We start from the raw sequence: 26,583 nt of genomic DNA, 5'->3' as shown, positions 1-26,583 counted from the left end.
CCTAAGTAAAGGAATACACATATGCCCCAGTTTTCAGAGCAGTCTCAAGGCGTCCTAATGTTTCGTCTGCACACAAAAGCCACCCTATTTGCGTTAGGGACAATGAAAATCAAGGGAATTGTACCTTATCAAGCACCAACGGTCCTTCCTGCTTGCCATGCTTACGTCATAGGAGCGGTGACCATTCGTGATGCCAGTCTGCCTGTGATTGATTTGTCGTTGGCCATGGGCGGGTGCGGTGTTCCTTTGTCGAAGCGAGGGACGCAAACCTTGATTGTGGCCGATTGCATGCGTATGCAAGTGGCGTTAATGGTGGATAAGGTTGAACACATTGTCTCGTGTGACTGGAAATCGGTCACGCCTTTACCCAAAGCGGCTGGTCAGGACACGTTTGTGTTGGGGAGTACGCATTACAATGACCAATTGGTTCAACTACTGGATGTGGAAAGGGTATTGACAGAAATTTTTCCGGCTGACATTGAAGACACGGGCGTCCAGTTGTCACAAGAAGAAATTGCTTTATTGCAAAAACTCAACGTCTTGGTGGTGGATGACTCGGTCATTGCCCGCCGGTTAATGTCGGAGATACTGGACCGCTTTGGCCTGAAGTTTCAATTATGTCATAGCGGTGATGAGGCGCTCGCACTGCTGCTTGATACGGGTGGGGTTGGTGTGAAATTTGACATGGTAATTAGTGACATTGAAATGCCTGGGCTCGATGGTTATGAGTTAATTTTTGCGCTGAACGACAACCCTCGAACTCGAGCGATGTATAAAATTTTGCAAACTTCATTGTCGAGTGAAATGAGTCAAGATAGGGCGCGGCAAGTGGGGGCTAATGATGCACTATCGAAGTTCAACGCACAGGCGTTGATGACGGCAATGTCGCGGGGCGCAGAGGTGACTTTGGCAGGTGCAGTTGATGAGTGCCATGACCGTTAATCGGGCGAAAAGGCGTAAAACGAAGTCGTGTGAGCAAACGTCATCGCAAAGCAACATGCGTAAAGCGATTATCACGCAACGCCGCTACAGCGAAGAAGCGAATGCCATCGCCGACAAAGTCTCGGCGATAACACGCGCTCGACATGCCAAGTGACTCGTAAGTAGACAGTTTGTTCTAGACCAAGATAATGTTGACAGATTTCTTAGCGAGCGGGCGCGGTATTGCGATAGTGTCATTGTAAGTGAAAGGGAGCGGATTACCCGCAATCAAAGGTTGTTACTGGAGTGTGAAAGTGCGCGGGTGCAGGATAAGAGGCAAAAGCAGGCGCAGCTTCAACGTGTCTATGCTGCGGTGGTACAAGAGGTGTAAGGCCTCACTGGAGAAGCAGTTGCTTGCCATGACACCAACGCAGCTGTTTGGGCGCTTTCCTGCTTTCTCTTACTTTGCTGATATCGCTTACTCGCCCTCCTTGGGGATTAACAAGTTGTCGCTTCTTAACACGAATGACGCGATGCTTAAGTCTGAAATTTTATCGCTTGTGGGGAATGCGCAGTTTTTGGCACGCCTTCATCGAGAGCCTAAGCGTGTCTCGGCCCCCAATGTCGCGATAGGGACGTTGGGTATTGACAACTGCGTACGTCTTTTCCCGATATTGATGAGCAAAGCGCTGGTGAAATGGCAAGAGCCTGCGATTAAAAATATTGTGCCTAAGTTGTGGCAATACATGATGGTCACTACCAACGCCACCTGTCAGCGTCTCGAAGTCGCGGGGTGGCGTTACCCTCATCAAGGTCTTTTATTGGGACTCTTCATGTATTAGGCATGTTTGCTGTTGTCAATCAGTACCCTCGTTTTTTTTGAAGAGGCACTGATTAACAAGATGCAAGCGTATTGTGAGCAACAAAGGCGCGATGAGTATTACGCTGCGCTGAAGTGTCGCTGGACATGAGTCTTTTGCCCGAGCTTTTAATATCGCTGTCAAAACCTTTGACGCAGAATATTATTGAGGCTGTGTCATGGTCAACGAGCAGTCAACCGTTGCGGCTCGCCTTGGAAGAAAACATTAATCAAGTGCCTGTTTTAGAGCGTAACCTGTTTGGTGTAGTCTTAGCTCAAGGCTGCGCGTTTTCGATTTATGACGCACTTGAGCGAAGGCAGGTGTTCGTCGATAAACACAAGCTATTTTGGTTTGCGAATGTGCAGTTAGCTGCCAAGGATTTAGGTGTGCTGAGTCAATCTAAAATGGGTCGACTTCAGTTATCAAGTTCGTAATAGGAATGAGCAACAAGGATGGATTTGTGGTGCTATGATGAAACACGTTTTTCCGACTTCGGTATTGCAATTGTTCAATACCACCAGCGAAGGTCTTTGGTTTATGGCTCGTGATAATGTGGTGGCTTTTTATAACACGCCGTTTTACGAGCAATTTGATATGCCACTCGAAAACTCGACCTTAGAGGATTGGCTGGCCCTGGTGCATCCAGAAGACCGTCAGGGCTTGCAAAGTAAGGTGTGTGAGCACCAGCAAGAGGTGTCTTCAGCACGTGTAAAAACCCGTTATCGTGTCAAAAACCGATTGGGACACTATTTATGGATTGAGGCAACCGGGACTTTGGTTGAGCAAGAAGGCAAAATGGTGATGGTTGGTACACATAGAAATGTGTCGGAGGAAGTCTTCATTAATCAATACCTTTCACACATTGCCAGCCACGATAGTGAAACGGGGCTTTATAACCGACATCAGTTTGTCAAAAATATGGTGAAGATTGATGATAGTGATTGGTTGTTTGTGTGCTGTTTCAATCAATTTCATGAGGCACAGCGACGGGGAGGACAGGAAGCGACATCTCGTTTAATCTCTTCGCTTGTTGCGGTATTGGATGAAATCCTGTCGTTGCGCTACGGTTTATATCGCATCAGTGCCGATACCCTGGTGTTCACGGTAGAGCAACCTATGACGCCCAAACGCACAATGGCGCTAATGAAGAAAGTGGAAGCGCGCTTTCTCAAGCAGGGGCGTGCCCGTGAAGTAACACTGACCACGCAGCTAGGGTTAGGTGCATTGCCTCGCGCGGATATGGAGTCGGCGCAGTTGCTAACGCAAGTATTTAATTTGTCTGAATATGCTCGGCTAATTGAATCACCGGTTACTTATGCGGGCTCTTCACGAAAGAAAATTGACCGTTATTTTCAAATAGAGGATGCGTTAGATGCTGCGATAACCCATCGCCAGATAGATATTGCGTTGCAGCCGATTGTTGCTGCGGCAACGGGGGATTTGGTGAGTTACGAAGCTTTGGCTCGTTGGACTCACCCTGTTTTAGGCGCGGTGTCACCGGGGGAGTTTATCCCCATGGCAGAAAAGTTAGGTTACATACACGCACTAGGAATGGTCGTTCTGGAAAAGGCGTGCAAGTTTTTAAGTGCGTTTGACAAGGTACATCAATCTAGACCTAACATTAATGTTAATGTGTCTGCACAGCAACTGCTAAAACCTACCTTTATAATAGATGTGATGAAGGCGGTTACAGAAAGTCAACTATCACCGTTACGGGTGGTGCTTGAAATCACCGAATCGTATTTGCTTGAAAACACGGACGCTTTGATGACAATTCTTAATGAGTTGCATTGTCTCGGCTTTAAGCTTTCCATTGATGATTTTGGTGCGGGAATGACCGCAATTACGGAGTTGTTCAGTTTGCCGCTCTATCAGGTCAAACTTGACAGGGCGCTGGTCATGGAAGCCATGCGATTACCTGCTTGTTTGAAGCTTATTTCACATTTATGCGACTATGGTCAAAGTCATGGTGTTACGGTAGTGGCCGAAGGGGTGGAAACCACAGAAATGTTTGACCGATTGACGTCAACTGGCGTGCCTTATCTTCAAGGTTTTTGTTTGTATAGTCCTTCTGAGCCTGACGTGTGGTTAACCTGTCGGGGGCTGCATGAGCCTGAATAGCCACCGACTTGATAGACACCTTTTAGTTAGACAAAATGATTAACAGAGAGGTGCTTATGAGCAGCAAAAGATATCCAGAAGAATTTAAAATTGAAGCGGTAAAACAGATCACTGAAAAAGGTCATAGCGTGGCTGATGTCGCCAACCGCTTAGGGACAACTACCCACAGTCTTTATGCTTGGGTGAAGAGCTATGGTCCCGATTCCTCCCAACACCAAGCTCAATCTGATGAAAGTGCTGAAATTCGTAGACTTCGGAAAGAACTGCAAAGAGTTACCGAAGAGCGGGATATATTAAAAAAAGCCGTTGTAGATTCAAGAGATCATCGCAACACCTTTTTCAATCATGTGTGATGGTGTTTTATATTTCAATATTTTCCTTGGACGTTCATTCAGTTGAGTAGCCACATCATTGAGTTGCTCTTGTGAGTGAGGTGATAAATCTGTTTTTCGAGGGAAGTATTGTCGAATTAGGCTGTTGGTATTTTAGTTAGAACCTCTTTGCCATGGACACTGAGGGTCAAAAAAATAGACAGTTATGCCTATTTCTTTAGTCAACTCAGCATGTTTCGCTAATTCCATTCCTCTATTCCATGTCAGCGATCTTCTATATTCAACAGGCATTTGTTTAAACGCTGCTAACAGAGCAGTATGCGCAGATTCGGCATTTTTACCTGTTAACTTAAGGATGATAGTAAAGCGTAACTTTCGGTCTACAAGAGTAGCAATGTGTGTATTTCTTGAACCCGATACAAGGTCGCCTTCCCAGTGACCAAGATCAATGTTCTTAGAGCGCTTATGTATAGAAACGCCGTTTACAATATTCGTGAAGCTCCGATCACCACTACGGCGATGATACCGACTGTGGCGCATTGGTCGACCTCTACGCAAGTACTGAGTGAACGAGTGGTGAATGATACTTTTGGCTCGGACATAAATGGATTTATATATCGTCTCATGTGATACCTGCATGTATTTGCTACGCGAATACTCAACACTCAGCCATCCAGAAATTTGCTCTGGAGACCACTTAAGCTCGAGTTTTTCCATGATAATTTTTCTAAGTTCAGGATTGCGTTCTAAGGTCCCTAGCTTTGGGCGCTTAGCCATACGCTTTGTACGGTTGTCAGCATCAACAGCTTTGTAATAGTGACGACCTCGATTACGAGCGACTTCTCTTGAAATCGTTGAAGGGGACCGATTTAGCATACGTGCTATGGCTCTTAACGACATTTTGGCTGATAACGCGACTCTAATTTCTTCTCGTTCTTCGAGCGTTAGGTGTTGCTTATTCCTTTTCCGAGGATTTGGTTTAATACCGCCAGTTTCACGTAGAGCTGTGAATACCGTACCAGGAGCTGCATTTAAAATACGGCCAATATCGCTAAAACCAGTTCCTTGTTTCCATAATCTGAAGACCAGATCTTTTTCGTCCTGTGTAAATGTACGTTTTGCTCGTTTCATCATGAGTGCCTGTGCAAATCAGTATTTTAGTAAAACTGTTGCTATGACCATTTGAATCTACAGCAGCAGTTCGTTTTACGACCGCTGCTCTAGAGCAAATAAACTGATTAATAATCCAGTGTGCCTCGAATCGGATAATTATTGTCAGGATTACGTATCCAAGCCAGTCCACGCGATAGCGCTCCTAATTCCGGGCGAACGAATGGGTTGTTAGAAATATCTACTACATGAAGCTGGCTTTTCTCATTCACAACAAACAGACCCGGCTCTGAGAAGTTATGGTCAGTTTCCTGATCCGAACGCGGTAGTGAGATGTAAACACCCAGAGCTTTCATTTGCTCTTCTGTTAAGCCGTAAGCTAGTGGAAAACTCATATCTAGTTTACTCAGATGCTCCTCAAGCTGCTCTTTAGAATCACCAGACACTGCCAGAATATCTACTCCCGAATCAGCAAAGGCTTGCTTATACGACTCCAGTTCGTTCAAATACCTGGTACAAAGCGGGCAGTGCTTTCCGCGATAGACAAATACTGCCTGCCATGTCGCGTCTCCCTTTGGTTCACCAAGTTTTACACCGGTACCGTCCAGTAGTGTTGCAGTCAGATCCGGGAATGCATCGCCTGCTTTCAGTTTTGTTGAGTACGCCATTCTCTTTCTCCGTTTTTTCATTACTTATTAATTAGTTGTGTCGCCTTTTGCAGCAACTGAATCTGTTCGTCAAATTTCGCCATTTGTTCATGGGTATTGGCAGCTGCAGAATTACCTTCAGCAGATCGGCTTAGCGTTGTCGATGAGCTGTCTATGGTGTGGTTTACAAGATCCTGTAAACCAACAGACTGTTCAGTTACATCTTTCATTAACAGTCCAATCTCTTCGATAGAGTGGTTGATCTCATCTATTGAAGAGTCAACGTGATCTATGGTTCTGGAAGCGGTATCCAGCTGATCTTTGGTTGTCATCGCCAGTTTTCTTACTTCATCTGCAACTACGGCAAAACCCCGGCCATGTTCTCCTGCTCTGGCTGCTTCTATCGCAGCGTTAAGGGCCAGAAGGTTAGTCTGTTCGGCAATCGTTGAAATAGAGTCAACAATGGTTGTCACTTCTTCATAACTGGTCTTAAGCGCACCTACTTTATGTTCAAGTTCATTTCTTAGCAGGTTTTCCTGCTGTTTGATAATTGAGAAGAAGCCTTCAAAGCCATCTCGGGCTCCGGTCATTTCACCCATGGTGTCGTTGGTTAGAGTCGATATATCAGCTAACTGCTCGGTAACTTTCAGGATTGATGGGCGGAAATTCAAAAAATAGTCAATAAGAGAGCTTTGAGCATCATTAATCTGTCCCATTGCTCTTAAGCGAATATCCAGATAGTAAGTACGATAGAAGGCGTAATAAAGCGCGAACTGACTGGAATACTGATCGTAGAACGACTCGCCTTTTTCAACTTTGTAGAAGGCCACTGCCGTAAGGGTTTCGTTCATCTGAACACCCAGTATTTCACCATAAGATGGCAGCGATGAAAGAGATATATCGCTAAACGCTTCTGTCTCTTCTGATTTCAGACCATGTCGGATCCTGCGAAGTGCACAGTCGTTTGCCAGCATAGCAAAAGGTTTACCAGGCTTGTCTTTGTTGAACTCACGAAAATCATCAGCAGTACGCTTGTTAATCTCTACGGTTTTAACCAGATGAAGCTCGACACCAAAGAAAGTATCACAGTAATAGGTTAACGAGCCATCTTCAGGAGAGATATCGGCGATAGAGCGAATAAACAACTCGTCATTGATCTTAACCGCAAATGAATACTGAGACATTTTTTCATTAAGTTGTTCCGGCAGGCATTCGAAGTGTTCGCAAAGTACATCTACTGGCGTGCGGATTTGATGAGTAACAGGGTCAATAAATCCTTTTAGTCTGCGGTTTACATCGTCAAACTCTGCAACGGTGAAAGAGGTTCTGGTTTCAACGAAGTTATGTGTTTTGAACACTCCATAGCGGATCTTAGGGGCGAGCTTTAGGAATACCAGATGAACACTGTCTGTTATTGGTGTTCCGTTATCAAAGATACCGGCACGTCGCTCATCACTTTCAAATGTTCCCCCTCCGATAAAGTAGCAAGGGAACTTGTTCGACTGGTAGAGTGCCTGAATAAAGGTATCTTCATGTTTGGTACGAAAATCGAAATAGGTGAGTGCCAGTGTGTTTTTAGCATCAATTTCATCACGGAATGATCGTGCTTTGGATTCTATCTCGCGTTTGATGGCATCGATTTGTGCCTGTCCGCTACGATCCAGATGAAGAGATACCGAAATTGACTCTACAGATTCCACCATAGCCGATGAGAAGCTATGCAGAGCAATAAAGTCTTTACCTGAAGAGGAAAGATTATCTTTTGCCAGTGGGTCGATATCTGAAGAGACAAGAACAATGGTCTTCTTCGCAAATTGAGTACTGTTTGAAATGATGCGACGCGCAGAGTCTATATCTGCCTGCGAGTTCACGTATGCAATGACAAGCGGCGTTCCTTCTTCAAACTGTAACGGCTTGATAGCTTCAGGAGTCAGATCTTTTAAAGGGATAGCGATTTTGGCGGTGTAGCCTTGCTCAACACTTTCTGGTTGAACACTCTCTTTTTTTCTAAAAACCTTGCTGAGAAAATTCATGGAGCGGTTCTCGCATTCTAATCAAAATGGTTCAATGTAATTAAGGCTCTTAAGTCATTCTGCCTGACAATATATGTCGGCAAATACATCCTATGATTTTGACATCCCTTTACCTTAATCCTGATTCTGGCAGAGCTATCTCCGATAATACGTAAGCGCCCATTTCCCCCCGCATTCTCTTTAAGATAAAAGCTTGATATTGATATAGCTCCTTTACCAATGGAGCTAAATCATGACACGCGAAGACAAGTGGAACTTATGGAATGAACGCTTGCAACAGCAGGCTGAAAGCGGGCACACAGTAACTACCTGGTGCGAGGAAAATCAGATTGCTCAATCGCAGTTTTATTACTGGCAAAAGAGAATCACTAATCCGCCACAAGAAGCCGATAATGTCATCATTCCTATTTCGATGTCGTCACCTTCTGCTGCTGTTGTTATCGAGACGCCCAGTGGTTACCGGATCTCCGTCAATGACACGACTGTTATGGGGTCGCTGCCAGATATCATCAAGGCGTTACCATGATCCCGGCACCTGCTGGCAATGTCTATTTGGCGACGGGCGTGACCGACATGAGAAAGTCCATCAATACACTCGGCCTGTTGGTTGAAGAGGTTTTGGAGCTAAATCCGGTCAGCTCTCACTGGTTCGTGTTCTGCAACCGTAGTCGTGACAAACTCAAAATCTTGCAGTGGGATACAAACGGATTTTGGCTTTATTACCGCCGCCTCGAGAAAGGTAAATTCAGCTGGCCCAGACACCCGCAAGATACCATAGCGATGGAAATTACCGCTCGTCAGCTACGGTGGTTGCTCGATGGCTTGAACTGGCAAAATGCAGTGGCACACCAACCCTTACCAAGCCTGAAAATATCATAAAAACAGCCAGTTAAACTGGTTAAAGCGGCTGTTTTTACTATACTTATTGTATGCAAAAGGAACTTGAAAAGCCCACGGGCATCACCCCAGAAATCCAAGCCTACATCGATAGTTTGGTTCAAGATTACGAAACCCGCATTGCTGAGATGTGGGAGCAATTTCGGCTGACTCAAGCCAAGCGTTTCTTGCCACAGAGCGAGAAGTTCCCAGCTCAAGGCTGTTTGTTTAACGAAGCGGAATCACTGATAGATAACGAGCGACTTGACGATGAGCCGGAAATGGAAACCGTCACCTACACGCGCAAGCGTGGTCGCAAGCCTCTAAACCCAGATTTACCTCGTGAGGTCATTGAGTACGATTTACCGGATGATGAAAAAAATTGCCCTTGTTGTCAGGGTACGCTTCATAGCATTGGTATCGAGACCTCAGAGCAGCTTGAAATCATCCCCAAGCAAGTGAAAATCCTGCGCCATGAACGTAAAAAATATGCGTGCCGTCACTGTGAAAATCACGGAGAAGGCAGCAAAATCATTACAGCTTCAATGCCAAAGCAGCCGCTTCCCGGTAGTATTGCCACGGCGGGAACATTAGCAACCGTAGCGGTAAGCAAGTACGCCGATGGCCTGCCGCTGTACCGTATTGAAAAAGAGCTGGCCCGTGTGGGCGTTGATATCCAACGTACGACACTGGCAAACTGGATGATAAAGACCGCCAAACTGCTCTCGCCGATTTACAAAGCGATGCATAAAACGCTGCACAAAGAGCCGGTTGTTCATGGTGACGAGACAACACTTCAAGTCCTGAAAGAGCCAGGGAAAAAAGCCCAAAGTAAATCTTATCTCTGGGCATATTCCAGCCCGGAGCAAAGTCAAACACCGGTGGTGCTGTTCGAGTACCAGCCTGGTCGAGCGCATAGTTACCCTAAAGCGTTCCTTGATGGCTATGAGGGTACTATCATGACTGATGGCTACTCGGCATGGAGGATGCTGGATAAGGTGACACACCTTGGATGCTGGGCGCATGCCCGACGTAAGTTCAACGATGCCCTCAACTTAAGCCCCAAGAAAGCGGGTCGGCCTAAACAAGCGCTGAGTTATATCCAAAAGCTATATGGCATCGAAAAGCGGCTGAAAGACAAGTCATCATCGGAAAAATATATAGTACGTCAAAAAGAAAGTATTCCCATACTCAATGCGTTCAAAGCCTGGCTTGAAAAAGCCGCTTCGCAACTGCTTCCTGAAAGTCCGATGGGAAAAGCGGTCAGTTATGCGCTCAAACAGTGGGTATATCTTGAAAGGTATGTCGAGGATGGCGATTACCCGATAGATAACAACCGTGTTGAGCGGGATATCCGTCCGGTTGCGACCGGTCGGAAAGCATGGCTGTTCGCCGATACGCAAAGCGGGGCTAATGCCAGTGCGACCTTGTTCAGTATTATCCTCAGTTGCCGAGCTAACGGGGTGGAGCCATATGCCTATCTGCGTCACGTCCTGACAGAATTACCACAGCGTGATGAAGGCTGTGATATCAGTGACCTCTTACCCTATAGCAATACGTCCGCTCAATAGCTAGGTGGGTGGAATCACCCGCTTACGATAATACGCGAAGCTCATTGCTTGTGGTTTATTATGGTAACCTGCATTTTTCATTTCAATTAGTATACTTTTGGTAACCTATATTTCTCAGAAGATATTCTGGTTTTATTTTGTTTAAAAACAGGTGATTATGTGTTTTTTGAGTAAGTGATTATTTTTTACATGTCTATTAGGGGGAACTAGCTAATCAGCAGATCGGAGGAATAGCAGTAACCCACTAAGAGATAAACCCATTCCAGTTAGCGCCATTACAGATATGTTTTCATCAAATAGCAACCACGACTCAATAGCCGTAAATACAGGCACCAGATAGAAATATGTCGCAACTTTGGTTGACTCTCCGTTTTCTATGATAAACATCAAAAGAAGGATCGCGCTGACGGAGACGACAAATACTAACCAGCCAAGTCCCAGTATAAAGCTCATGCTCCAATTGGCTTGCTGTTTCTCAAACACAAGGGTCAGAATCCCCATAATCAGTGTTAGCGAGACGTATTGAAAGAACACCTGAGTCAGAATATGCCCGTCCCCTTTAAAGCGTTTTTGGTAGATGCTACCCATAGTCATGCCTAGCAGACCAACAACTGAAGCGAGAATGGCCGTGATCTGAATGGAAGAACCGTGCTCCCTATCTGGGCTGAGTACCAGAAATACACCTACAAAGCCGACTGCCATACTAATCCACTGCATAGTGCTAAATCTCTTTCTGTATAGTGAAGTTAGAATTACAGCAGTAAGAATTGGTTGCATTCCAGTTATCAGCGAAACAAATGCCGTAGGCATACCAAGAGTAATTGCCTTGAAGCAACCGCCAAGGAACATTGCCTGAATCAACAGACCGGTTGTTAACTGTTTTATAGCAGTTGTTACTGTTGGCCATTTAGCTTTGGCTAAAAAAGCTAAAGTTGCGAAAGCTACGCAAGAAAGCATTCCACGCAGAAACAGCAGATAGAAAGGTTCGCTATAGGCAACCGTAAATTTTGCACTGATAAAACCTGTACTCCACAGAAACACAAAAATCCATGGGGCCAGGGCTAGTGCCACCTTTCTGTTGTTGGTTAATTGATTTGTGATTGGTGCTTTCATGTTCGGGGGACTGTTTTAGTTAGTTCAGAAAAAATCATCGGCACAGTCTTGGGAGGGTGTCGAATGTTGTGGTGTATTATGGTAGCCACACGACATTAATCAACTAGTATACTTTTAGGTACCTGATATAAAAAAGGCAACATAATGTTGCCTGAAATAATACAAAGGTTGGTTAGCTATTGACTACCCGAACCCGTTTTTCTATATCTTCGAGTATTTCACCTGGTTCTATTTTTTTCTTTTCTTCTTGCGCGACAATATGTGATGCATACTGCTGCCCCCAGGAATACATATGTTCGAGAATAGGGATCAAGGTCTTGCCAATGGGTGTCAATGAGTACTCCACTTTAGGTGGTACCTGCTGATAGATTTCCCTATGAACGACGCCATCGGCAACCAACTCTTTTAATTGCTGGATTAGCATTTTTTCAGAGATACCATTGATTGATTTTCGCAGTTCACCAAATCTCATTACATCGAACTGACTCAGATGAAACAGGATTTTCGGCTTCCATTTGCCACCAATAATCATCTGAGACAGTTCAAAGAAGCAGTTAAAATCCCGCTCACCAGCGCGTTTGGGTTCACATACAGATTCTTCAGTCACAATTCGGCTCCAGTATACGAATTAATACTTACTTTATAGCGGGTATTGTACTTAATTGCAGTTAATAAACAAAAAAGAAAGCAACCGTGAAAGGTGGGATGTAGAGCGTTTTTGTATTAGTTATGCTTAATGTAATAAATTTTTCATAACTTTTTTCTACAGTTTTTCGTCTTTTTCCATAAGTCTGTTCATGATAAGGGCTTCAAAATGGAGCCTTTCCGATGCTTTCACACCCCATTGTTACAGGGTTTATCCAATTTCAGGGAGGTCTGATTTTGAGTTTGATGCATCATTTTGCATACTTGCTAAATGGTTGGTATATAACAATTTGGTAGGTACTTGCGGTAATGAAAGATAAGCGTATTCTACACCCGAACTTTGAATTGACCCTATCGGAGATTAAAAAATGAAATACCTATCTACTTTACTTATTGCGGCTATGGCGATGGTTTCCAGTTTTACTTTCGCGTCTTCTGATAACCATAAAATCACACAGGAAGAAGCACTTGCCGAAATTACAGCTGATTTTGGTTTCGTGCCAAATTTGCTAAGAGAGATGTCAGTTAGTCCGGCAACACCTCTTGTCTACTCTCGCAGTGACAAACTAATGCACAACGCAAATCTGTCGCAAAAAGAGCAGCAGGTTGTTCAACTGGTAACGTCACTATTTAATGGTTGTGAATATTGCTCATCTATGCACTCGAAGTTTTCCGAACTGAATGGTGTTACTCATGATGACGTACTGGCAATCCGTAAAGGTGAAACACCAAAAGAAGTGCGTGTAGCAAACCTTGTATGGACAACCAAAACTATTCTTGAAAAACGAGGTTACCTTACAAAAGATGACCTGAAAAAAGTGGAAGAAATGGGCATCACACGTCCGGAACTGTACGAAATTCTTGTGCACATTGGCCGTAAAATGATTGCTAACTATGCAGTACATATTATTGATCCTGAACTAGACGAAGCATTTGTTTTTGTAGAGTAAATTTGAATTTATTGTGCTTCTTATAAGGGGCATATTTCTTTTTTTAAGTTGATGGAAAACGTTATGCTTGATTTTGAATATTACAACCCTACCCGAATTGTATTCGGGCAAAATCGTTTGAATGAGCTGGACCAATTGATCCCTGCTGAAGCAAAAGTGATGATCATCTATGGAGGTGAGAGTGCTAAAAAATATGGCACTATCAATAAAGTGCGTCAAGCCCTTGGGAAGCGTGAGCAAATAGAGTTTGGTGGTATCGAAGCTAATCCTGAATACACGACGTTGCTGAAAGCGATAGATATTGTTAAACAGGAAAATATCGACTTCATGCTGGCAGTTGGTGGTGGTTCGGTTATCGATGGCACTAAGTTCATTGCTCTGGCGGCTGAAAAAGAGAGTGAGTTCGAATCGCTTTTATTCAATGGCTTCGCACCGGCTCCTATAGATAAGGCTATACCATTCGGTTGTATCACAACGTTACCGGCTACAGGCTCTGAAATGAACTCAAACAGTGTTGTTACTTATCAACAGAAGAAGTACGTAGTTAACTCACCACTCGCTTTTCCGCAGTTTTCATTCCTTGACCCGCAATTAACTCAGACTCTACCTAAATCACAGGTAGCGAATGGTGTGATTGATGCTTTTGTACATGTACTTGAGCAATACATGACATATCCGGTAAATGCTAAGGTTCAGGATCGTCTGGCTGAAGGTATTCTAAATACATTGCTTGAAGATGGTCTGGTTACTTATCTCGATAATCAGGATGTAGAAGCAAGAAAGAACTTTATCTGGGCTGCTTCCAATGCCCTTAACGGGCTTTTAGCTAATGGTGTTCCTCAAGACTGGTCAACTCATATGATTGGTCACGAGTTAACTACTCAGTTCGGTATCGCTCATGGTCGTAGTCTGGCTATTGTGTTGCCATCACTTTTGCGTGAATGTAAAGAGAAAAAACGTGAGAAGCTGCTTCAGTATGCCGAGCGTGTCTGGGATCTGAAAGAGGGAACAGAAGATAAACGTATTGAGCAGGCAATTGTAAATACGGAGTCTTTTTTCCATTCATTGGATGTCGGAACCAGGCTATCAGATTACGAACTAGGTGAAAATGCTATCGACAACATTATTGCCGGTCTTGAAGAGCTTAATCTGGTAGCGCTTTCTGAAACACAAGATCTTACTCCTGATATAGCGAGAAAGATCTTAATACAGGCGTTATAGAACATAGGCGCTATAGACTGATTCTTGCCCCTTTCTATAGGGGCATTTCCCGTTTGTTTTCTAATTAGAGATATTCCACATGTTAAAAGAGAAAGCATCGATCATTTATCGCGAAAATCAGCATCTGAATTGTGCAGAATCTATGCTTCATGGTGCAAACGAAGTATTCAACTTAGGTCTGAATTCTGATGCGCTTTCAACTATGTCTCCGTTTGGAGGAGGCATGGGTGTTGGTTCAGTATGTGGGGCACTCACAGATAGTCTTGCCGCTCTTGGTGTTCTGCTTAAAGATGATGAAAGTCTAAGTAAATCCGACAAGATGAAATTGGCAGCTGAATTCTATAGACGATTTTATGAAAAAATGGGGATGGATAGCTGTGTTCAGATAACAAGCAAGCTTTGGGATCTGAATCTTAGGTGTGAAAAGACAGTGTTTCTTTCGGCTGATATTTTAGAAGATCTAATCAGAAATAATAAAAGAACTGAGAAGGAAGAGGTAAATTGACCTAAACAGCATAATTACCCAGCGTAACCTACATAACGAAATATGTTTGGTCAAAAAGCTTTTGCGTAGTTTTGTCCATTTCTTGTCACAACAACCATCAATAGTAATGGTTGTTGTCGTTTTGGGATACTAAAACTTATCGATAGGATAGAAATCGGCCTGTCGTCGTAAATTGAAATTGTCCAAAGGTGTATCAACGCAGCGCACGGTAAACACGCCTTTGTTCAGAGTTGAACTGTTAGCACGTTACTTTAGGTATATCTAGCCAGTTGGTTGTATATTGCGGAGTAAGCATTTCTCTTCGCATGCTCCATTTCTGCTCTATGCCTTGGGAACCAACAAAAAACGTATCAGTGCCATACCTATTATTAAGACTATCAAACACTTTCATTAACTTATCATTACTCGGAGTTTGATTTAACAGATCTAATTGTTCGTGCTGCCCATTAACTAGATCGATCAAGCCGATGCCAATTTTGTAATAACGTACACCAGGTCTGAACAATTGTGTTGCTGCCTTTGTAGCAATTTTGACCAACTGCATTGAGTCAGCAGTTGGATATGCAAAATGATGAACTATACGGAAGCTCTGAGGTTTATCATCGAACGGTGAATTGGAAGCAAAACAGAGCATAGCTTTACACAGCGACTTTTGATTTCGTGCTTTATGTGCTGCTATAGCGGCGTGTTTACTTAGTGCTTGCTTCAGTAGTTCAAGATCGGTGATTCTTGTTCCAACACTACGAGTTGAGTAAATCTGCTTTTTATCAGCTCTAGCTGTGTCCCAGCCCTTGCAAGCGACACCGTTTAATTCACGAACGGTTCTTTCAATTTCGACTGAAAATTCTCGACGTGCTTGTTCTGGGGCATACTGAGACAAATCATAAGCCGAGTTAATCCCCGTATGTTTTAATCGTGTTGATATTTGTTTGCCCACTCCCCATACATCCCCAACTTCTAGCTGCTTTAATATAGAGGTACGCTGATGTTCATTGTCGATAACGCAAACGCCCTTATAGCCTTGAATTTTTTTAGCTGCATGATTGGCAATTTTGGCGAGGGTTAGCGTTGTTCCAATACCTATACATACTGGTAATCGACACTCTTTCCAAACGGTTCGTCGGATTAAAGAGCCATGTTCTCGTAAGTCTTTAATTGCAGGAAAGCAGCGATGAAAGGAAAGAAATGATTCATCAATGGAGTATACATATTGTTCAGGCGCAAACCGCCCGATGACATCCATCATTTTGGACGACAAATCTGCGTAAAGTTCATAATTAGATGATAGAGCAATTACACCTTTCAACTCACACAACGCTTTGACTTCAAAGTAAGGTTTAAACTTTGCTATACCTGCTTCTTTAGCTTGACGATTAGCTGCAACAACACAGCCATCATTATTCGACAGAACGATTACAGGCTTACCTCTCCACTCGGGTCGAAAAACTTGCTCAGCACTACAATAAAAGGAATTAGCATCAACTAGGGCAAACATTATTTTCTACGAGATGAGAGTAAATAGCTTGGGCGGTGACAACGGATAGATCGAATCACTACACCTTCAATCGAAAATGTATCTTGAGCATGAATACAGACAGGCATCATTGTTTCATTTGCAGATAAGAGTAATCGACGCGTCATATCTAGCATTTTACAAACGAACTCACCATTATAATTGGCCACGATTACATCAAGGTTTTGGACTGCAACGTGACGATCTACAATCAACAAGTCACCATCAAAAATGCCAATCTCTTGCATAGATTCTCCCACTGCTTGTCCGATGAATGTAGCACTTGGATGCTCAACTAGCAGTTCATCAAGGCTCATTCCTAGTTGTCTGTACTCAGCAGCAGGGGATTCAAAGCCTGTAATACCAGCGCTTGCAAGGATAGGGATAACTTTCATAATAAAATAACTGTATATGTATACAGTTATTTTGGGGCTAAATGGTTTAATCGTCAAGAGCATTAGAGAGAAAATAACGCACTTGCCCTACTAAGTGTTTTAGGATGTATCGGGTCGGCAGTAGGGTCACCTATCGTGCATAATTCGCAAATATCATATACATACACCGATAAAAATGCTTGAAAAGAGGGCGTAAAGCGCGGCTCGGTGTTACAAATTGAGAGGTTGTTACCCAAAACCAGTTTAGAGATCGGCAGATAGGTTAGTTTTTCTCAATTTTTTACATGTCGTGAAAAATGGGTTAACTCAAAGGACTTTCTTTACGTTTCGGGTTAGTCGTTGATTGCTATTATAGAATTTTGATACTGCGAGTCTGGCTGAAGCATTTATGTCGAGTAGACGACACCTGTTACCAAGTGTCGTCCCTCTAAGAACCCAGCGTGCAACTTTCACCGCACTAGGCTCAAGCCTTCACTAAGGCACCGATTGGCACCCAGCAACTTATAAAGCAGTGAGAGCTGGCTCATGCCAAGAGTTACGGCATTGCTTCTTTGATTTTCTCTTTGCCAAGTATTCTTGGTATTGAGGGTTAAAAGGCGTTGCGGTACTCCTGATTTTCACATGTCTCTCTATCGGCACTTTGGCTATTTGAAACAGATTGAACTGGTAATCCATATTCATGATCTTCTGCTAACCGTGAAACTGCCATTGACCTTGACGGTTAATGAAGTATTTTAGGTCGATCCAAGTTCTAGACTTAGTCGGATGACGCCTTTTAGCCCAGTGCCATAACGCATGGAATAGCTTGTGACCTATATATCCGAATATCTGTTTAGCCACGCAGTGTCGATAGTAATTCGACCAACCCCTGAGTTTCGGATTTATCAATTTGATTAAATCGTTAACGGGGATAGTTGCGTGCTTTTTGATGAGTTCGCGCAAGTTACTCAAGAGCAGCAGTGTGTTGGATTTGCTCGGTTTAATGAGCAATTTACCTTTGTACTTCCTATGATTAAAACCTAAGAAATCAAAACCACGGCTGATATGGGTAATGTGCGTGTTCTCTTCGGAGAGTGTTAAGCCTCTTTCTGCTAAGAAATTAGCAATCAACGGTTTGATATCGTTTTCCAGCACTTCCTTTGAAGCACAGGTGACGACGAAATCGTCGGCGTATCCAATAAAGTTGGCTCTAACACCCTTTTTGAGTGCGGTAGACTTTATGCGTTGCTCAAGTCCTGCAAGCGTCATTAGCATCAAGGTCGGAGATATGACCCCACCTTGTGGTGTTCCCTCATCAGTGCGATAGAACAGCCCTTTGTCCATGAAACCAGATTTTAACCATTGTTCCAACATGCGTTTATCTACGGCAATGTTGTTCATAAGCCATTGATGCCCAATCTTGTCGAAACAGGCTTTGATGTCTCCCTCAAGTACCCACTGAGCTGACTTCTTTAGTGCCAGACACTTGAAGCACTGCGCGACAGCATCGGCAGTGCTTCGGTTTGGTCTGAATCCATAGCAGTTAGGATCGGCAAGTGCTTCTGATACTGGCTCTAGTGCAAGAAGATGAAGTGCTTGCTGCGCTCTATCGACCCATGCAGGGGATACCAAGTGGTCTGAGCTTACCGTTTTCTTGGGGATGTAGATACGCTTGAGCGGTTTGGCTTGATAAGCTTTTCTGCTCAATTGATTGACTGCTTTCATGCGGCGCGTATCCGTGTTCCAGATGATGCCGTCTATTCCAGGCGTTTTACTGCCTTTGTTTTGTGATACCCGCTTAACAGCAAGAAGTTTTGCCGAACGCGAGTGAGTTAGTATCCACCGCCACGCTTTCGCTTTGCCGTATTTACCTTCTCTCGTTGCCTTTGCAATACGCATCTGAAGCTTTAAAACATGGGATTCTACAGCTGTCCAGTTTATGGATTGCCATTGAGCACTGTCAGGAGAGGCACTAATTTCTTTTGAAATCATCATTTGCGTTTCTCCTTGAATAAAGTTCTTCACATTCTCTTGCAACGGAAGACCAGTCGGAAGTCAGTTCACTTTCGTGCCAGATAGGGATCTGTATCTGCATCGTTACAATGCAGCGTTCGCTTTTTCCAACATCCTCTACCTGCATCACTATGGGTCACAAAGGCTTTCCCAGAGAGAGTGATACAGGCTTACCGTGTTCCGTATGTCGCGCAATGTCAGTTTAGATGCCCGCTATGGTGCGGAGAGTTCAATGATCACGAAAGAGCATGGGGCAATCTCTTTCCGACTCTCATGCCTTTTGGCCACAGCGTATTAACCACTTCCGCTGTTTCATAACATAACGCACCTTGGACGGATTCACGTATGTTCATCATGCTGACTACCTAGCACTCACCCGATTTATGTGGTTATCAGGAGGGTCATCCTCTCACGATTTCAATCCCGATTGGCAAATGCCAACCTTCGTTACATTGTCAGAGCCGCTACTTTATTCAGGCTCCTAGGTTCATCTGGTGATACAGATGGTTCACTCGTTGAGCGGTGAACAGCGCTTCATACGATCTCACGTCGCACGCCCCAAAGTTACTTAGCGCAACAATATTGACTTGTTTCTTGCATCACTAGTGACCTACTTTTACTAATGATTAATTATACACTCAGTTTTGCCCATTTCCTTCCAACTACAATCGTGATGACCAAAGAAGAAGGAGGTCATTATGGTGGTTTTCAACAAAACAAAACGAAGTGGCGTCAAAAAGCCTTTTCGGCTTGAGGAAATTTGGCGGATCAGAACCAGACTAGAGATTGAAAATAGTTTGATGCAGATTGCGCTACTTAACTTAGCTATTGATAGCAAACTTAGAGCAAGTGACTTGCTCTCGCTAAGGGTTTGCGATGTATCTTCTCAAGGTAGGATATTCAGTCGTGTTAAGCATATTCAACGAAAAACAGACATTGAAGTTCAATTTGAAATAACGACAAGAACTCAACAAAGTCTAATGAAAGTGTGCCGTGGGCACTGACCCCTGTTTTCTAAGGAAGGCAAACAGGAAGATGAGCATAAGCTCACGAAGAGATGGAGGTAGGCCCTCCAGAGTCTGCAGTCGGAAGCCGGCTCTAAACCACTTTCAAGTGGCTGTTATTAAGAGTAATGGTCAGAAGCGTTGAAAGAAAATCAGAATAAGAATTCTGGCGAGGTACGGTGCAAGGAGATGAGTAAACCCGAACCCATGTGGACGCGTCGTTAACTTAAGGTAGCATCAAAACTGAAATCGTTTCGTTATTTCAGGATAAGTATACCGGTGAACTCCGAATGCTGGGTGTACGGGGCTCGGCGTAAAGTGGGCATGACCTTATACTAGGCTCTTTGTGGGAACCACGGGAACCAGTCATCACGATGTTAAGGAAGAAATATAAATGACAAAATTCATGAATATGAGAGTACCGATGCGTGATACTGGGGCGGAGCAATTCGTAGTAGTGATGAAGGGCTTGTAATGAGCGTGGAGCGAAGAGATTGCGTCAAGTCGGTTGAAACGACGACTCAACTATCGACAGGTAGGAGGAGGTCGCACGAGCAACCAAAACCTGTTGAAATATCCAAATGGGATGTAATGACGGCCTTCGAGAAGGTAAAAGCCAATAAAGGCGGAGCCGGAGTCGATGGAGTAACGATAGAGGACTTTGAAAAAGACCTTAAAAACAACCTTTACAAGATATGGAACAGAATGTCATCGGGAGCCTACTTCCCCCCACCCTTCGCTGCGGTAAGTATACCGAAGAAGTCAGGTGGTGAAAGAATACTAGGTATCCCAACGGTCGGTGACCGCGTGGCGCAGACGGTGGTAAGAGATAAGCTTGAAATTATGCTCGAACATCACTTCTTAGATGATTCTTATGGCTATCGAATGGGGAAATCTGCTCATGACGCGATAGAGGTGACGAGAAGGCGATGTTGGTAGGACGATTGGGTACTGGAGTTTGATATCAAAGGTCTCTTTGACAACATTCGTCATGATTTGTTGATGAAAGCGGTTAGGAAACATATTCAGCTTGCTGAAGAAAGTCAGAGCCGAGATTATCAATGGGTGATTTTGTACATAGAAAGGTGGTTAGTTGCACCGTTGCAGAAAGCCGATGGGACGAAAACGGACAGAAAATAGGCACGCCACAAGGTGGTGTAGTGACGCAGACGACGGGTTAGTACATGCTGACTCGTGGGGTGAGGCAGAGAAATTAAAGAGAAAGTTAGCACAGCGTTTCCTCGAGTGTGGTCTAGAGATGCACCCAACGAAAACTAAGGTTGTTTACTGCCGGGATGATATAAGACGAGCGTCTGTAAAACATATCGAGCATACACAATTTGATTTTCTAGGGTATACCTTCAGGGTCAGAACAAATAAGTGTAAACGCACAGGTCAACTCTATAACCGATTCCTGCCCGCTATCAGTATGGCAGCCAAGAAAACCATGCGTAAGAAAATCAAAGAGCTAAAAGTACGGCAGAAGACTCAGTACAGTTTAGAGCAACTCAGCAAATGGCTCGGTCCAATGCTGAATGGTTGGATAAATTATTACGGAAAGTTCAGGCGTAGTGAATTAGACTCGGTATTCAGACACTTCAATAAGACTTTAGTACGTTGGGCGAGAAGGAAGTTCAAATCACTCAAATGTCACAAAAGAAGAGCCGTAGCTTTCTTTGATAAGCTATCAGTTCAATGTCCTAGATTGTTTCTTCATTGGAAATTTGGATCAGCAAGAAGTTTTACTTGATGGGAGCCGTATGAGCTGAGAGGTTCACGTACGGTTCTGCGAGAGGCTATCGGGGAGGTTCCGGTGGCCTACTCACCTGGATTTTGATTTCTGCTTTAGACGCCAGCGATTTTCTTTTTCCAAGCCAAAGACGAAAGCAACAACCAATTAGTTATTCGTACTATAGGCCCCTAGTCAGAAAGTGGGTGTCAGATCTTGGGTTGGATTCTAATCTTTATGGTACTCACTCAATGAGGCGAACCAAAGCTACATTAGTCTATGCAAAAACGAAAAACATTCGAGCGGTGCAGCTTTTACTGGGACATACAAAGGTAGATAACACGATTCGCTATCTTGGTGTTGAACTAGAAGATGCATTATTACTTTCAGAAGGCACTGATTGTTAGTTGAAAGGAGTCCTATTTCTTAGGGTTCCAATTAGCTAGTCTCTGACAATCTGTGACCCTATATGAGTCATTCCATATACTCTTTAGAGTAGGTTACTAAAAGTATACTAATTGCAATCCAATATCAGGTAACTAATATACACCGCAAGACTCAAGAGACGAGGGTTTCATTTGTGTATCTAATCTATTTTTTTGCGGAGTAATTAGCTATGAGTAAAGTTCTTATCATCAATGCCCACGAACCATCATCATTCTCAGAAGGTAAACTTAACGCTTCTTTGGTAGATAAAGCGGCGACACTATTAGAGCAGAAAGGTCATTCAGTTCGCATCGTAACCATGCAAGAGGAATGGGTCGTTGATGAACAGTTAGCGCATTTCGAGTGGGCTGATCGTGTGATTCTGCAATCACCAGTAAACTGGATGACGATCCCTTGGTCTTTCAAAAAATATATGGATGAAGTATTCACTGCTGGTATGGGCGGCGCATTGTGTGCTTTTGATGGTCGCAGCGCAGAAGATCCGACTAAGAACTACGGTACAGGTGGCACACGTACTAACACCAAATACATGCTTTCACTGACGTTCAATGCACCAAAAGAATCTTTTGATGATCAAGATGAGTTCTTATTCCAAGGTAAAGGTGTGGATGATTTAATGTTCCACATGCACGCTAACTTTCGTTTCTTTGGTATGTCAGCATTGTCGACTTTTGCTTGTTATGACGTGATGAAGAATGGCGATATTGAAAATGACTTTGCACGCTTTGAATCGCACCTTAACGAGCTATTTTAATTAACAAGACCAGTAGGGGTCGTTAATTACCTCTACTGAGAACTTAATTCAATTGGCGCGTAGTGCTACTATAGCGTAAGACTTAAACCAGATATTTGTGGCTTCTTTCAATGAATGAACCCCAACTATCTGGTTTCTTGATTGGTGAGGTTGTATGAAAGCAAGAGTAGAAGTAGACCCAAAAGGGCGTAAAAATGTTATCAATGCCTGCTTTGAACCTTGTGCGATAGAAAAAGGCATGCGGATCTTGGGTTCTAAGTGGAAGGGTTCCATCATCTACCACCTGAAAGACGGCCCAGTCAGATTTAATGATCTTACAAGAATGTTGGGCGGAGCCAGTAAGAAGATGGTTGACCAGCGCCTAAAAGAGCTAGAAAGTGAAAAGATGGTGGTACGTCGCGTGATCAATGAAAAGCCGCTAGCGGTGAGTTACGAGCTGACAGAGTTTGGCACAAGCGCTCTGACAATTCTTGATGCATTGAGGAAGTGGTCTGAAAGTAACAATATTCAGATCAAATGATGTGCCGCTCAACAGTGTTAGCTCAAACTATCACTGAACCGATATAAAAAAGGCAACCTGTTACGAGGTTGCCTTTTTTCATTCTTGCCTTGTGAGGTTTGAGACTTAGTAGTCTAGCGTACCTCGGATTAGATAATGGTTATTTGGATCACGGATCCAGGCTAGGCCGCGGGTTAATGCGCCAAGCTCTGGTCTTACAAATGGGTTGTTTGATAGGTCAACTACATGGACATTGCCGTGCTCATTGGCGACAAATAGCCCTGGCTCTGCAAAGTTATGGTCAGTCTCTGTTTCAGAACGCGGTAGAGAAATATAAAGCCCTAACGTCTTCATTTGTTGCTCACTTAGACCATAAGCAATTGGGAAACTGATATCGAGCTTTTCTAGATGTTGCTCTAATTGTTGTTTTGAATCGCCAGAGACAGCCAAAATATCAGCGCCTGCATCGCTGAAAGTCTGTTTGTAAGTCTCAATTTCGTTAAGGTATTTGGTGCAAAGCGGGCAATGCTTACCACGATAGATAAACACCACTTGCCATGTTGCACCACCTTGAGGCTGACCTAACGTAACTTTGAACCCATCCAAGGTTGTTGCTTCTAATGTAGGGAAAGTGTCACCGGCTTTGAGCTTCTGTGAGTATGTCATCTCGACTCCTTGAATTGGATTCACCACTAAAAAAAATAAGTCACTAGGAAACCAGTTGCAACTGGTATACTTTTAGTAACCTAGCTGTGAGCATGAATTCACGCTGTTTATCCAGTGCTCAACTCGATAAGCGGCGTGAGAACGTCTACATTGTCTGGATGAAAACAGCAAAGCGTTAGTCTGCATCCGCCTTAGTCATCAACTCAGATAGGATTTGTTTATAACCTTCAACTGGGTGCGCACCAGAAACGCTAGACTCACGGTTGAAGACGACCGTTGGCACACTTGAAACCCCCATTTGCTGCCATTGCTTCTCTGCGTTACGTATCGCACTGCGTCGCTGCGTGTCGTCGAGCCAACGCATTCCTTCATCAGCATCAAGACCTACAGAGATAAGCTCTTGCTTCAGAATGTTACGGTCAAACACATCTTTCTGTTCACTGAAAAATGCCGTGAACAGACGTAATTTTAGCTCAGTCTGTTTGCCAAACTCTTTGGCGTAATCAAGCAGAATGTGAGCATCAAACGTATTCACCATCTTCATGTCATCAAAGTAGTTGAATTCAAAGTCATGCTCTGCGCCAATGCCAGCAATGCGGATACGAGCATTCTTACTCTCTTCAACTGTACTGCCATATTTACGTGCAACGTACTGACGAAGGTTTTCTCCCTCAGCAGACATATCCGGATTGAGCTCAAAAGGTTGCCATTCAATCTCAATACGGTCTTCAATACCAAGCTCTTTAATAGCGGCTTGTAAGTGGTTGTAACCAATAATGCACCAAGGGCAAACGACATCACTAATAATGTCGAGGTTAATCGTAGTATTCATAGAATTTACTCAATGTTGAAATGAACGCAATACCCGAATTTCTCTTATCCAATCTTAGGCAGGTTATCGTTAATGTCGATGATTCGGCGACTATAAAAGAAATGCGCTTGCGATTGATACTCGGCTGGTAACTTATCATTATTGTTTTTAGCGATAAGAGGCTGAGAGACAATTTTCCAACCCATCGCATTGGTACTAAAAACGGTCTCGCCGCAGTGTTTACAAAAAACACGCTTCATACGTTTTGTTGGATGTTGAAAAGTTTCTAAATGTTCAGAACCTTTAACGATATTTAGATCGTCTCCCTCCCATGCCACAACTGGGAAGAAGGGTATTTGGCGAATCTCACGGCAATCCTCACAGTGACAATAGCCTGTAGTGACAACTCGATTGTTTGTGGAGGCGACAATTGAGCCGCAATCGCATTGAATATTCATAAGAACTCCTCATTGAAAAGCACTGTAAACTCTTTGTCAAATAGTGCCTTGAATGGTGTTAGATTGCTATTGGTTTAGATTACCGCTCGCTAGGGTGCGTCCACGCATATTTTTGGAATGGCGCATCAGGTTCAGTATGTGCCAGTGCGTTTGTGAAGTTCGAGATAAGCTTTGCAGACAAACCCGTCAATACTTCAAGTGCTTGACGCTTGGTGAAACCTGCATCTAGGAAGGCTTGCAGTCTTTCATCACTAATATGACCACGGTTATCAAGCAGCTCTTTGGTAAAATCATGCAACGCTTGTAGCTTCACATCAGGAATCGCAGTGCCTTCGCGCAGCGCTTCAATCACTTCATCTGGCATTTTGCCTGCTTTCATCATCCATGTATGACCCGGAACGCAGTAGTGACAGTTGTTTTCAAAGTTTGCTGTCATGAAGACCACCTGCTGTTCTAGCGGGCTGAATGCTGTGTTCTTCATAAACAGTTCGAAAACCGTGTTGTATGCTTCGTACGTCGCTGGTGCTTCAGCAAGAACTGCGTGCAGATTTGGCAGCATGCCAAAGCCTTTAAGAGACTGTTCTACCAGAGCTTTAGACTCTTCAGGCGCGGTTTCGGCATTGTAATAAGTAAATTCAGTGCTCATGGTTATCTCCTTAGAAGTTAGCGTCTAGGTGCGCTTCAAAACGAGCGAAATCACTTTCGATGTCACCGTTTTTCATTACGTCATAACAAGCAAACGTTGGTAGTGCAGACATACCAAAGAAACGGAAGTTAGCATGCATGTGGAACATCAGGTCATCAACGCTCTTACCCTGGAAAAGATGTTCATTTTCATCGTTAAATGACTCTTCTGGTGCGTTGAACGTAAGGGACAGCATGTACTTGGTCTTTGTTCTTGTGCCACCAGTTCCGTAGTTTTTCTTTGGCTCTTCAGGAGTACGGCCATCAAAGGCACAAAGTGCTCCACCCATACCCGCAGTAAATACCTCGTCCATGTATTTTTTAAATGACCATGGAATCGTCATCCAGTTAACAGGCGACTGAAGGATTACGCGGCCTGCCCATTCAAAGTGTGCCAGTTGCTCATCAACAATAATTTCGTCTTGCATGGTAACAACACGAACCTCATGACCTTTTGACTCTAAAGTGGTGCGAGCTTTCTCGACTAAAGCAGCATTTAGCTTGCCTTCAGAAAATGGAGATGGCTCGTGTGCGTTAATGATTAGAACGTTACTCATGATAATTAACCCTTCAATGAATTGACTATTTTACAAAGCGAAGATGATTTCGCTGTCTTTTGGTTTATTATGGTTACCTAGAGTTAGACTACAACTAGTTAACTTTTTGTAACCACTATAAATCTCAGTCAAATTTACAGTAAGTTAATGTTTAATAAGTGCTTTATTT

Annotated in this window: 26 protein-coding genes and 6 pseudogenes; 18 read left to right on the top strand and 14 right to left on the bottom strand. The window is 43.7% G+C overall.

Translation table 11 applies throughout. The features are described 5' to 3' along the window. Nucleotides 1-21 precede the first annotated feature (21 nt). The 6 genes and pseudogenes from AC3D28_RS15465 to AC3D28_RS15440 form a co-directional block, all read left to right on the top strand. A complete protein-coding gene (locus tag AC3D28_RS15465; protein WP_488536602.1) occupies nucleotides 22-942 on the top strand; it encodes a chemotaxis protein in 921 nt (306 codons plus the stop codon). Beyond that, complete coding sequence (locus AC3D28_RS15460; protein ID WP_488536601.1) at nucleotides 923-1,096, top strand: hypothetical protein; 174 nt, start codon at nucleotides 923-925, stop codon at nucleotides 1,094-1,096. Before AC3D28_RS15465 ends, AC3D28_RS15460 begins: the two co-directional genes overlap by 20 nt. Before the next feature lie 244 nt (nucleotides 1,097-1,340). Then, a complete protein-coding gene (locus AC3D28_RS15455) occupies nucleotides 1,341-1,763 on the top strand; it encodes a hypothetical protein (protein WP_488536600.1) in 423 nt (140 codons plus the stop codon). A 125-nt stretch (nucleotides 1,764-1,888) separates the two neighbouring features. Then, nucleotides 1,889-2,215, top strand: coding sequence for a hypothetical protein (locus AC3D28_RS15450; protein WP_488536599.1), 327 nt, complete (start codon nucleotides 1,889-1,891; stop codon nucleotides 2,213-2,215). A 34-nt stretch (nucleotides 2,216-2,249) separates the two neighbouring features. Further along, nucleotides 2,250-3,902: an EAL domain-containing protein gene (locus AC3D28_RS15445; protein WP_488536598.1), complete on the top strand. Its 1,653-nt coding sequence runs from the start codon at nucleotides 2,250-2,252 to the stop codon at nucleotides 3,900-3,902. A 56-nt stretch (nucleotides 3,903-3,958) separates the two neighbouring features. Continuing rightward, nucleotides 3,959-4,204, top strand: a pseudogene (locus tag AC3D28_RS15440) (transposase); the annotation flags it as partial. Nucleotides 4,205-4,216: 12 nt separating this feature from the next. Here AC3D28_RS15440 and AC3D28_RS15435 read toward each other — a convergent pair. The 4 genes and pseudogenes from AC3D28_RS15435 to AC3D28_RS15420 form a co-directional block, all read right to left on the bottom strand. Continuing rightward, nucleotides 4,217-5,365 (bottom strand): annotated as a pseudogene (locus AC3D28_RS15435) (IS30 family transposase). Between the two features lie 107 nt (nucleotides 5,366-5,472). After that, nucleotides 5,473-6,012: a peroxiredoxin family protein gene (locus AC3D28_RS15430; protein ID WP_488536597.1), complete on the bottom strand. Its 540-nt coding sequence runs from the start codon at nucleotides 6,010-6,012 to the stop codon at nucleotides 5,473-5,475. A 20-nt stretch (nucleotides 6,013-6,032) separates the two neighbouring features. Next, nucleotides 6,033-6,449 (bottom strand): annotated as a pseudogene (locus tag AC3D28_RS15425) (methyl-accepting chemotaxis protein); the annotation flags it as partial. A 417-nt stretch (nucleotides 6,450-6,866) separates the two neighbouring features. Further along, nucleotides 6,867-7,694, bottom strand: a pseudogene (locus AC3D28_RS15420) (FIST C-terminal domain-containing protein); the annotation flags it as partial. Nucleotides 7,695-8,256: 562 nt separating this feature from the next. Between AC3D28_RS15420 and tnpA the strand changes: the two are divergent. From tnpA to tnpC, 3 genes are read left to right on the top strand one after another with little or no spacing between them, the layout of a single operon-like run. Continuing rightward, complete coding sequence (gene tnpA, locus AC3D28_RS15415) at nucleotides 8,257-8,550, top strand: IS66 family insertion sequence element accessory protein TnpA (protein WP_488536596.1); 294 nt, start codon at nucleotides 8,257-8,259, stop codon at nucleotides 8,548-8,550. Beyond that, nucleotides 8,547-8,903 (top strand): IS66 family insertion sequence element accessory protein TnpB, encoded by a 357-nt coding sequence (tnpB, locus tag AC3D28_RS15410; protein ID WP_488536595.1) that lies wholly within the window; start codon nucleotides 8,547-8,549, stop codon nucleotides 8,901-8,903. The genes tnpA and tnpB overlap by 4 nt, the downstream gene beginning before the upstream one ends. 50 nt (nucleotides 8,904-8,953) lie before the next feature. Continuing rightward, entirely contained in the window at nucleotides 8,954-10,471 is a 1,518-nt protein-coding gene (tnpC, locus tag AC3D28_RS15405; RefSeq protein ID WP_488536594.1) for an IS66 family transposase, read from the top strand. Nucleotides 10,472-10,681: 210 nt separating this feature from the next. Here the strand turns inward: tnpC and AC3D28_RS15400 are convergent, their stop codons facing one another. Continuing rightward, nucleotides 10,682-11,584 (bottom strand): DMT family transporter, encoded by a 903-nt coding sequence (locus AC3D28_RS15400; RefSeq protein WP_488536593.1) that lies wholly within the window; start codon nucleotides 11,582-11,584, stop codon nucleotides 10,682-10,684. Between the two features lie 172 nt (nucleotides 11,585-11,756). After that, nucleotides 11,757-12,191, bottom strand: a complete 435-nt coding sequence (locus tag AC3D28_RS15395) for a winged helix-turn-helix transcriptional regulator (RefSeq protein ID WP_488536592.1) — start codon at nucleotides 12,189-12,191, stop codon at nucleotides 11,757-11,759. Nucleotides 12,192-12,597: 406 nt separating this feature from the next. Between AC3D28_RS15395 and AC3D28_RS15390 the strand changes: the two genes are divergently transcribed. The 3 genes from AC3D28_RS15390 (at nucleotide 12,598) to AC3D28_RS15380 (ending at nucleotide 14,905) form a co-directional block, all read left to right on the top strand. Continuing rightward, nucleotides 12,598-13,179, top strand: a complete 582-nt coding sequence (locus AC3D28_RS15390; RefSeq protein ID WP_488536591.1) for a carboxymuconolactone decarboxylase family protein — start codon at nucleotides 12,598-12,600, stop codon at nucleotides 13,177-13,179. A gap of 63 nt (nucleotides 13,180-13,242) precedes the next feature. Beyond that, a complete protein-coding gene (locus tag AC3D28_RS15385) occupies nucleotides 13,243-14,400 on the top strand; it encodes an iron-containing alcohol dehydrogenase (RefSeq protein WP_488536590.1) in 1,158 nt (385 codons plus the stop codon). Nucleotides 14,401-14,479: 79 nt separating this feature from the next. Then, the gene (locus AC3D28_RS15380; RefSeq protein ID WP_488536589.1) at nucleotides 14,480-14,905 is read left to right on the top strand and encodes a C-GCAxxG-C-C family (seleno)protein; all 426 of its coding nucleotides are present in this window, start codon (nucleotides 14,480-14,482) and stop codon (nucleotides 14,903-14,905) included. Between the two features lie 238 nt (nucleotides 14,906-15,143). Here AC3D28_RS15380 and AC3D28_RS15375 read toward each other — a convergent pair whose 3' ends face one another. From AC3D28_RS15375 to ltrA, 3 genes are all read right to left on the bottom strand, one after another. Continuing rightward, on the bottom strand, nucleotides 15,144-16,400 hold the full coding sequence (locus AC3D28_RS15375) for a Y-family DNA polymerase (protein WP_488536588.1): 1,257 nt from the start codon (nucleotides 16,398-16,400) through the stop codon (nucleotides 15,144-15,146). After that, nucleotides 16,400-16,813 (bottom strand): LexA family protein, encoded by a 414-nt coding sequence (locus AC3D28_RS15370; protein ID WP_488536587.1) that lies wholly within the window; start codon nucleotides 16,811-16,813, stop codon nucleotides 16,400-16,402. Before AC3D28_RS15370 ends, AC3D28_RS15375 begins: the two co-directional genes overlap by 1 nt. A gap of 690 nt (nucleotides 16,814-17,503) precedes the next feature. Continuing rightward, nucleotides 17,504-18,787 carry a group II intron reverse transcriptase/maturase gene (ltrA, locus tag AC3D28_RS15365; RefSeq protein WP_488536586.1) on the bottom strand — a complete coding sequence of 428 codons (1,284 nt, stop codon included), beginning with the start codon at nucleotides 18,785-18,787 and terminating at the stop codon, nucleotides 17,504-17,506. Between the two features lie 716 nt (nucleotides 18,788-19,503). On the opposite strand from ltrA, the pseudogene AC3D28_RS15360 reads away from it, so the two are divergent. From AC3D28_RS15360 to AC3D28_RS15335, 6 genes and pseudogenes are all read left to right on the top strand, one after another. After that, nucleotides 19,504-19,791, top strand: a pseudogene (locus AC3D28_RS15360) (site-specific integrase); the annotation flags it as partial. A gap of 609 nt (nucleotides 19,792-20,400) precedes the next feature. Beyond that, nucleotides 20,401-20,748, top strand: a complete 348-nt coding sequence (locus AC3D28_RS15355; protein WP_488536585.1) for a hypothetical protein — start codon at nucleotides 20,401-20,403, stop codon at nucleotides 20,746-20,748. Between the two features lie 175 nt (nucleotides 20,749-20,923). Beyond that, nucleotides 20,924-21,559, top strand: coding sequence for a group II intron maturase-specific domain-containing protein (locus tag AC3D28_RS15350; protein ID WP_488536584.1), 636 nt, complete (start codon nucleotides 20,924-20,926; stop codon nucleotides 21,557-21,559). A gap of 68 nt (nucleotides 21,560-21,627) precedes the next feature. Beyond that, nucleotides 21,628-21,945, top strand: a pseudogene (locus AC3D28_RS15345) (tyrosine-type recombinase/integrase); the annotation flags it as partial. 209 nt (nucleotides 21,946-22,154) lie between these two features. Next, nucleotides 22,155-22,739, top strand: coding sequence for an NAD(P)H-dependent oxidoreductase (locus tag AC3D28_RS15340; protein ID WP_488536583.1), 585 nt, complete (start codon nucleotides 22,155-22,157; stop codon nucleotides 22,737-22,739). Nucleotides 22,740-22,893: 154 nt separating this feature from the next. After that, nucleotides 22,894-23,259 (top strand): winged helix-turn-helix transcriptional regulator, encoded by a 366-nt coding sequence (locus AC3D28_RS15335; protein ID WP_488536582.1) that lies wholly within the window; start codon nucleotides 22,894-22,896, stop codon nucleotides 23,257-23,259. Between the two features lie 105 nt (nucleotides 23,260-23,364). On the opposite strand, the gene AC3D28_RS15330 is transcribed toward AC3D28_RS15335, so the two are convergent. The 5 genes from AC3D28_RS15330 to AC3D28_RS15310 all read right to left on the bottom strand — a co-directional run bounded on the left by AC3D28_RS15330 (nucleotide 23,365) and on the right by AC3D28_RS15310 (nucleotide 26,414). Then, on the bottom strand, nucleotides 23,365-23,904 hold the full coding sequence (locus AC3D28_RS15330; protein WP_488536581.1) for a redoxin domain-containing protein: 540 nt from the start codon (nucleotides 23,902-23,904) through the stop codon (nucleotides 23,365-23,367). 175 nt (nucleotides 23,905-24,079) lie between these two features. Further along, entirely contained in the window at nucleotides 24,080-24,736 is a 657-nt protein-coding gene (locus tag AC3D28_RS15325; RefSeq protein ID WP_488536580.1) for a DsbA family oxidoreductase, read from the bottom strand. Between the two features lie 44 nt (nucleotides 24,737-24,780). Next, nucleotides 24,781-25,173, bottom strand: coding sequence for a GFA family protein (locus tag AC3D28_RS15320; RefSeq protein ID WP_488536579.1), 393 nt, complete (start codon nucleotides 25,171-25,173; stop codon nucleotides 24,781-24,783). A gap of 79 nt (nucleotides 25,174-25,252) precedes the next feature. Continuing rightward, entirely contained in the window at nucleotides 25,253-25,819 is a 567-nt protein-coding gene (locus tag AC3D28_RS15315) for a carboxymuconolactone decarboxylase family protein (protein ID WP_488536578.1), read from the bottom strand. A gap of 10 nt (nucleotides 25,820-25,829) precedes the next feature. Next, entirely contained in the window at nucleotides 25,830-26,414 is a 585-nt protein-coding gene (locus AC3D28_RS15310; RefSeq protein ID WP_488536577.1) for an NAD(P)H-dependent oxidoreductase, read from the bottom strand. Between the last annotated feature and the right edge of the window lie 169 nt (nucleotides 26,415-26,583).

The sequence above is a fragment of the Vibrio sp. TAP-3B genome (assembly GCF_057784735.1).
The sequence above is the reverse complement of the archived record's forward strand: the minus strand, read 5'-3'. Positions and strand labels throughout refer to the sequence as shown.

Bases quoted from the DNA above. Each gene is read 5' to 3' on its own strand.
- AC3D28_RS15465 (WP_488536602.1), top strand. From the start codon at position 22: ATGCCCCAGTTTTCAGAGCAGTCTCAAGGCGTCCTAATGTTTCGTCTG.
- AC3D28_RS15460 (WP_488536601.1), top strand. From the start codon at position 923: ATGAGTGCCATGACCGTTAATCGGGCGAAAAGGCGTAAAACGAAGTCG.
- AC3D28_RS15455 (WP_488536600.1), top strand. From the start codon at position 1,341: ATGACACCAACGCAGCTGTTTGGGCGCTTTCCTGCTTTCTCTTACTTT.
- AC3D28_RS15450 (WP_488536599.1), top strand. From the start codon at position 1,889: ATGAGTCTTTTGCCCGAGCTTTTAATATCGCTGTCAAAACCTTTGACG.
- AC3D28_RS15445 (WP_488536598.1), top strand. From the start codon at position 2,250: ATGATGAAACACGTTTTTCCGACTTCGGTATTGCAATTGTTCAATACC.
- AC3D28_RS15430 (WP_488536597.1), bottom strand. From the start codon at position 6,012: ATGGCGTACTCAACAAAACTGAAAGCAGGCGATGCATTCCCGGATCTG.
- tnpA (WP_488536596.1), top strand. From the start codon at position 8,257: ATGACACGCGAAGACAAGTGGAACTTATGGAATGAACGCTTGCAACAG.
- tnpB (WP_488536595.1), top strand. From the start codon at position 8,547: ATGATCCCGGCACCTGCTGGCAATGTCTATTTGGCGACGGGCGTGACC.
- tnpC (WP_488536594.1), top strand. From the start codon at position 8,954: ATGCAAAAGGAACTTGAAAAGCCCACGGGCATCACCCCAGAAATCCAA.
- AC3D28_RS15400 (WP_488536593.1), bottom strand. From the start codon at position 11,584: ATGAAAGCACCAATCACAAATCAATTAACCAACAACAGAAAGGTGGCA.
- AC3D28_RS15390 (WP_488536591.1), top strand. From the start codon at position 12,598: ATGAAATACCTATCTACTTTACTTATTGCGGCTATGGCGATGGTTTCC.
- AC3D28_RS15385 (WP_488536590.1), top strand. From the start codon at position 13,243: ATGCTTGATTTTGAATATTACAACCCTACCCGAATTGTATTCGGGCAA.
- AC3D28_RS15380 (WP_488536589.1), top strand. From the start codon at position 14,480: ATGTTAAAAGAGAAAGCATCGATCATTTATCGCGAAAATCAGCATCTG.
- AC3D28_RS15375 (WP_488536588.1), bottom strand. From the start codon at position 16,400: ATGTTTGCCCTAGTTGATGCTAATTCCTTTTATTGTAGTGCTGAGCAA.
- AC3D28_RS15370 (WP_488536587.1), bottom strand. From the start codon at position 16,813: ATGAAAGTTATCCCTATCCTTGCAAGCGCTGGTATTACAGGCTTTGAA.
- ltrA (WP_488536586.1), bottom strand. From the start codon at position 18,787: ATGATGATTTCAAAAGAAATTAGTGCCTCTCCTGACAGTGCTCAATGG.
- AC3D28_RS15355 (WP_488536585.1), top strand. From the start codon at position 20,401: ATGACGGCCTTCGAGAAGGTAAAAGCCAATAAAGGCGGAGCCGGAGTC.
- AC3D28_RS15350 (WP_488536584.1), top strand. From the start codon at position 20,924: ATGGGACGAAAACGGACAGAAAATAGGCACGCCACAAGGTGGTGTAGT.
- AC3D28_RS15340 (WP_488536583.1), top strand. From the start codon at position 22,155: ATGAGTAAAGTTCTTATCATCAATGCCCACGAACCATCATCATTCTCA.
- AC3D28_RS15335 (WP_488536582.1), top strand. From the start codon at position 22,894: ATGAAAGCAAGAGTAGAAGTAGACCCAAAAGGGCGTAAAAATGTTATC.
- AC3D28_RS15330 (WP_488536581.1), bottom strand. From the start codon at position 23,904: ATGACATACTCACAGAAGCTCAAAGCCGGTGACACTTTCCCTACATTA.
- AC3D28_RS15325 (WP_488536580.1), bottom strand. From the start codon at position 24,736: ATGAATACTACGATTAACCTCGACATTATTAGTGATGTCGTTTGCCCT.
- AC3D28_RS15320 (WP_488536579.1), bottom strand. From the start codon at position 25,173: ATGAATATTCAATGCGATTGCGGCTCAATTGTCGCCTCCACAAACAAT.
- AC3D28_RS15315 (WP_488536578.1), bottom strand. From the start codon at position 25,819: ATGAGCACTGAATTTACTTATTACAATGCCGAAACCGCGCCTGAAGAG.
- AC3D28_RS15310 (WP_488536577.1), bottom strand. From the start codon at position 26,414: ATGAGTAACGTTCTAATCATTAACGCACACGAGCCATCTCCATTTTCT.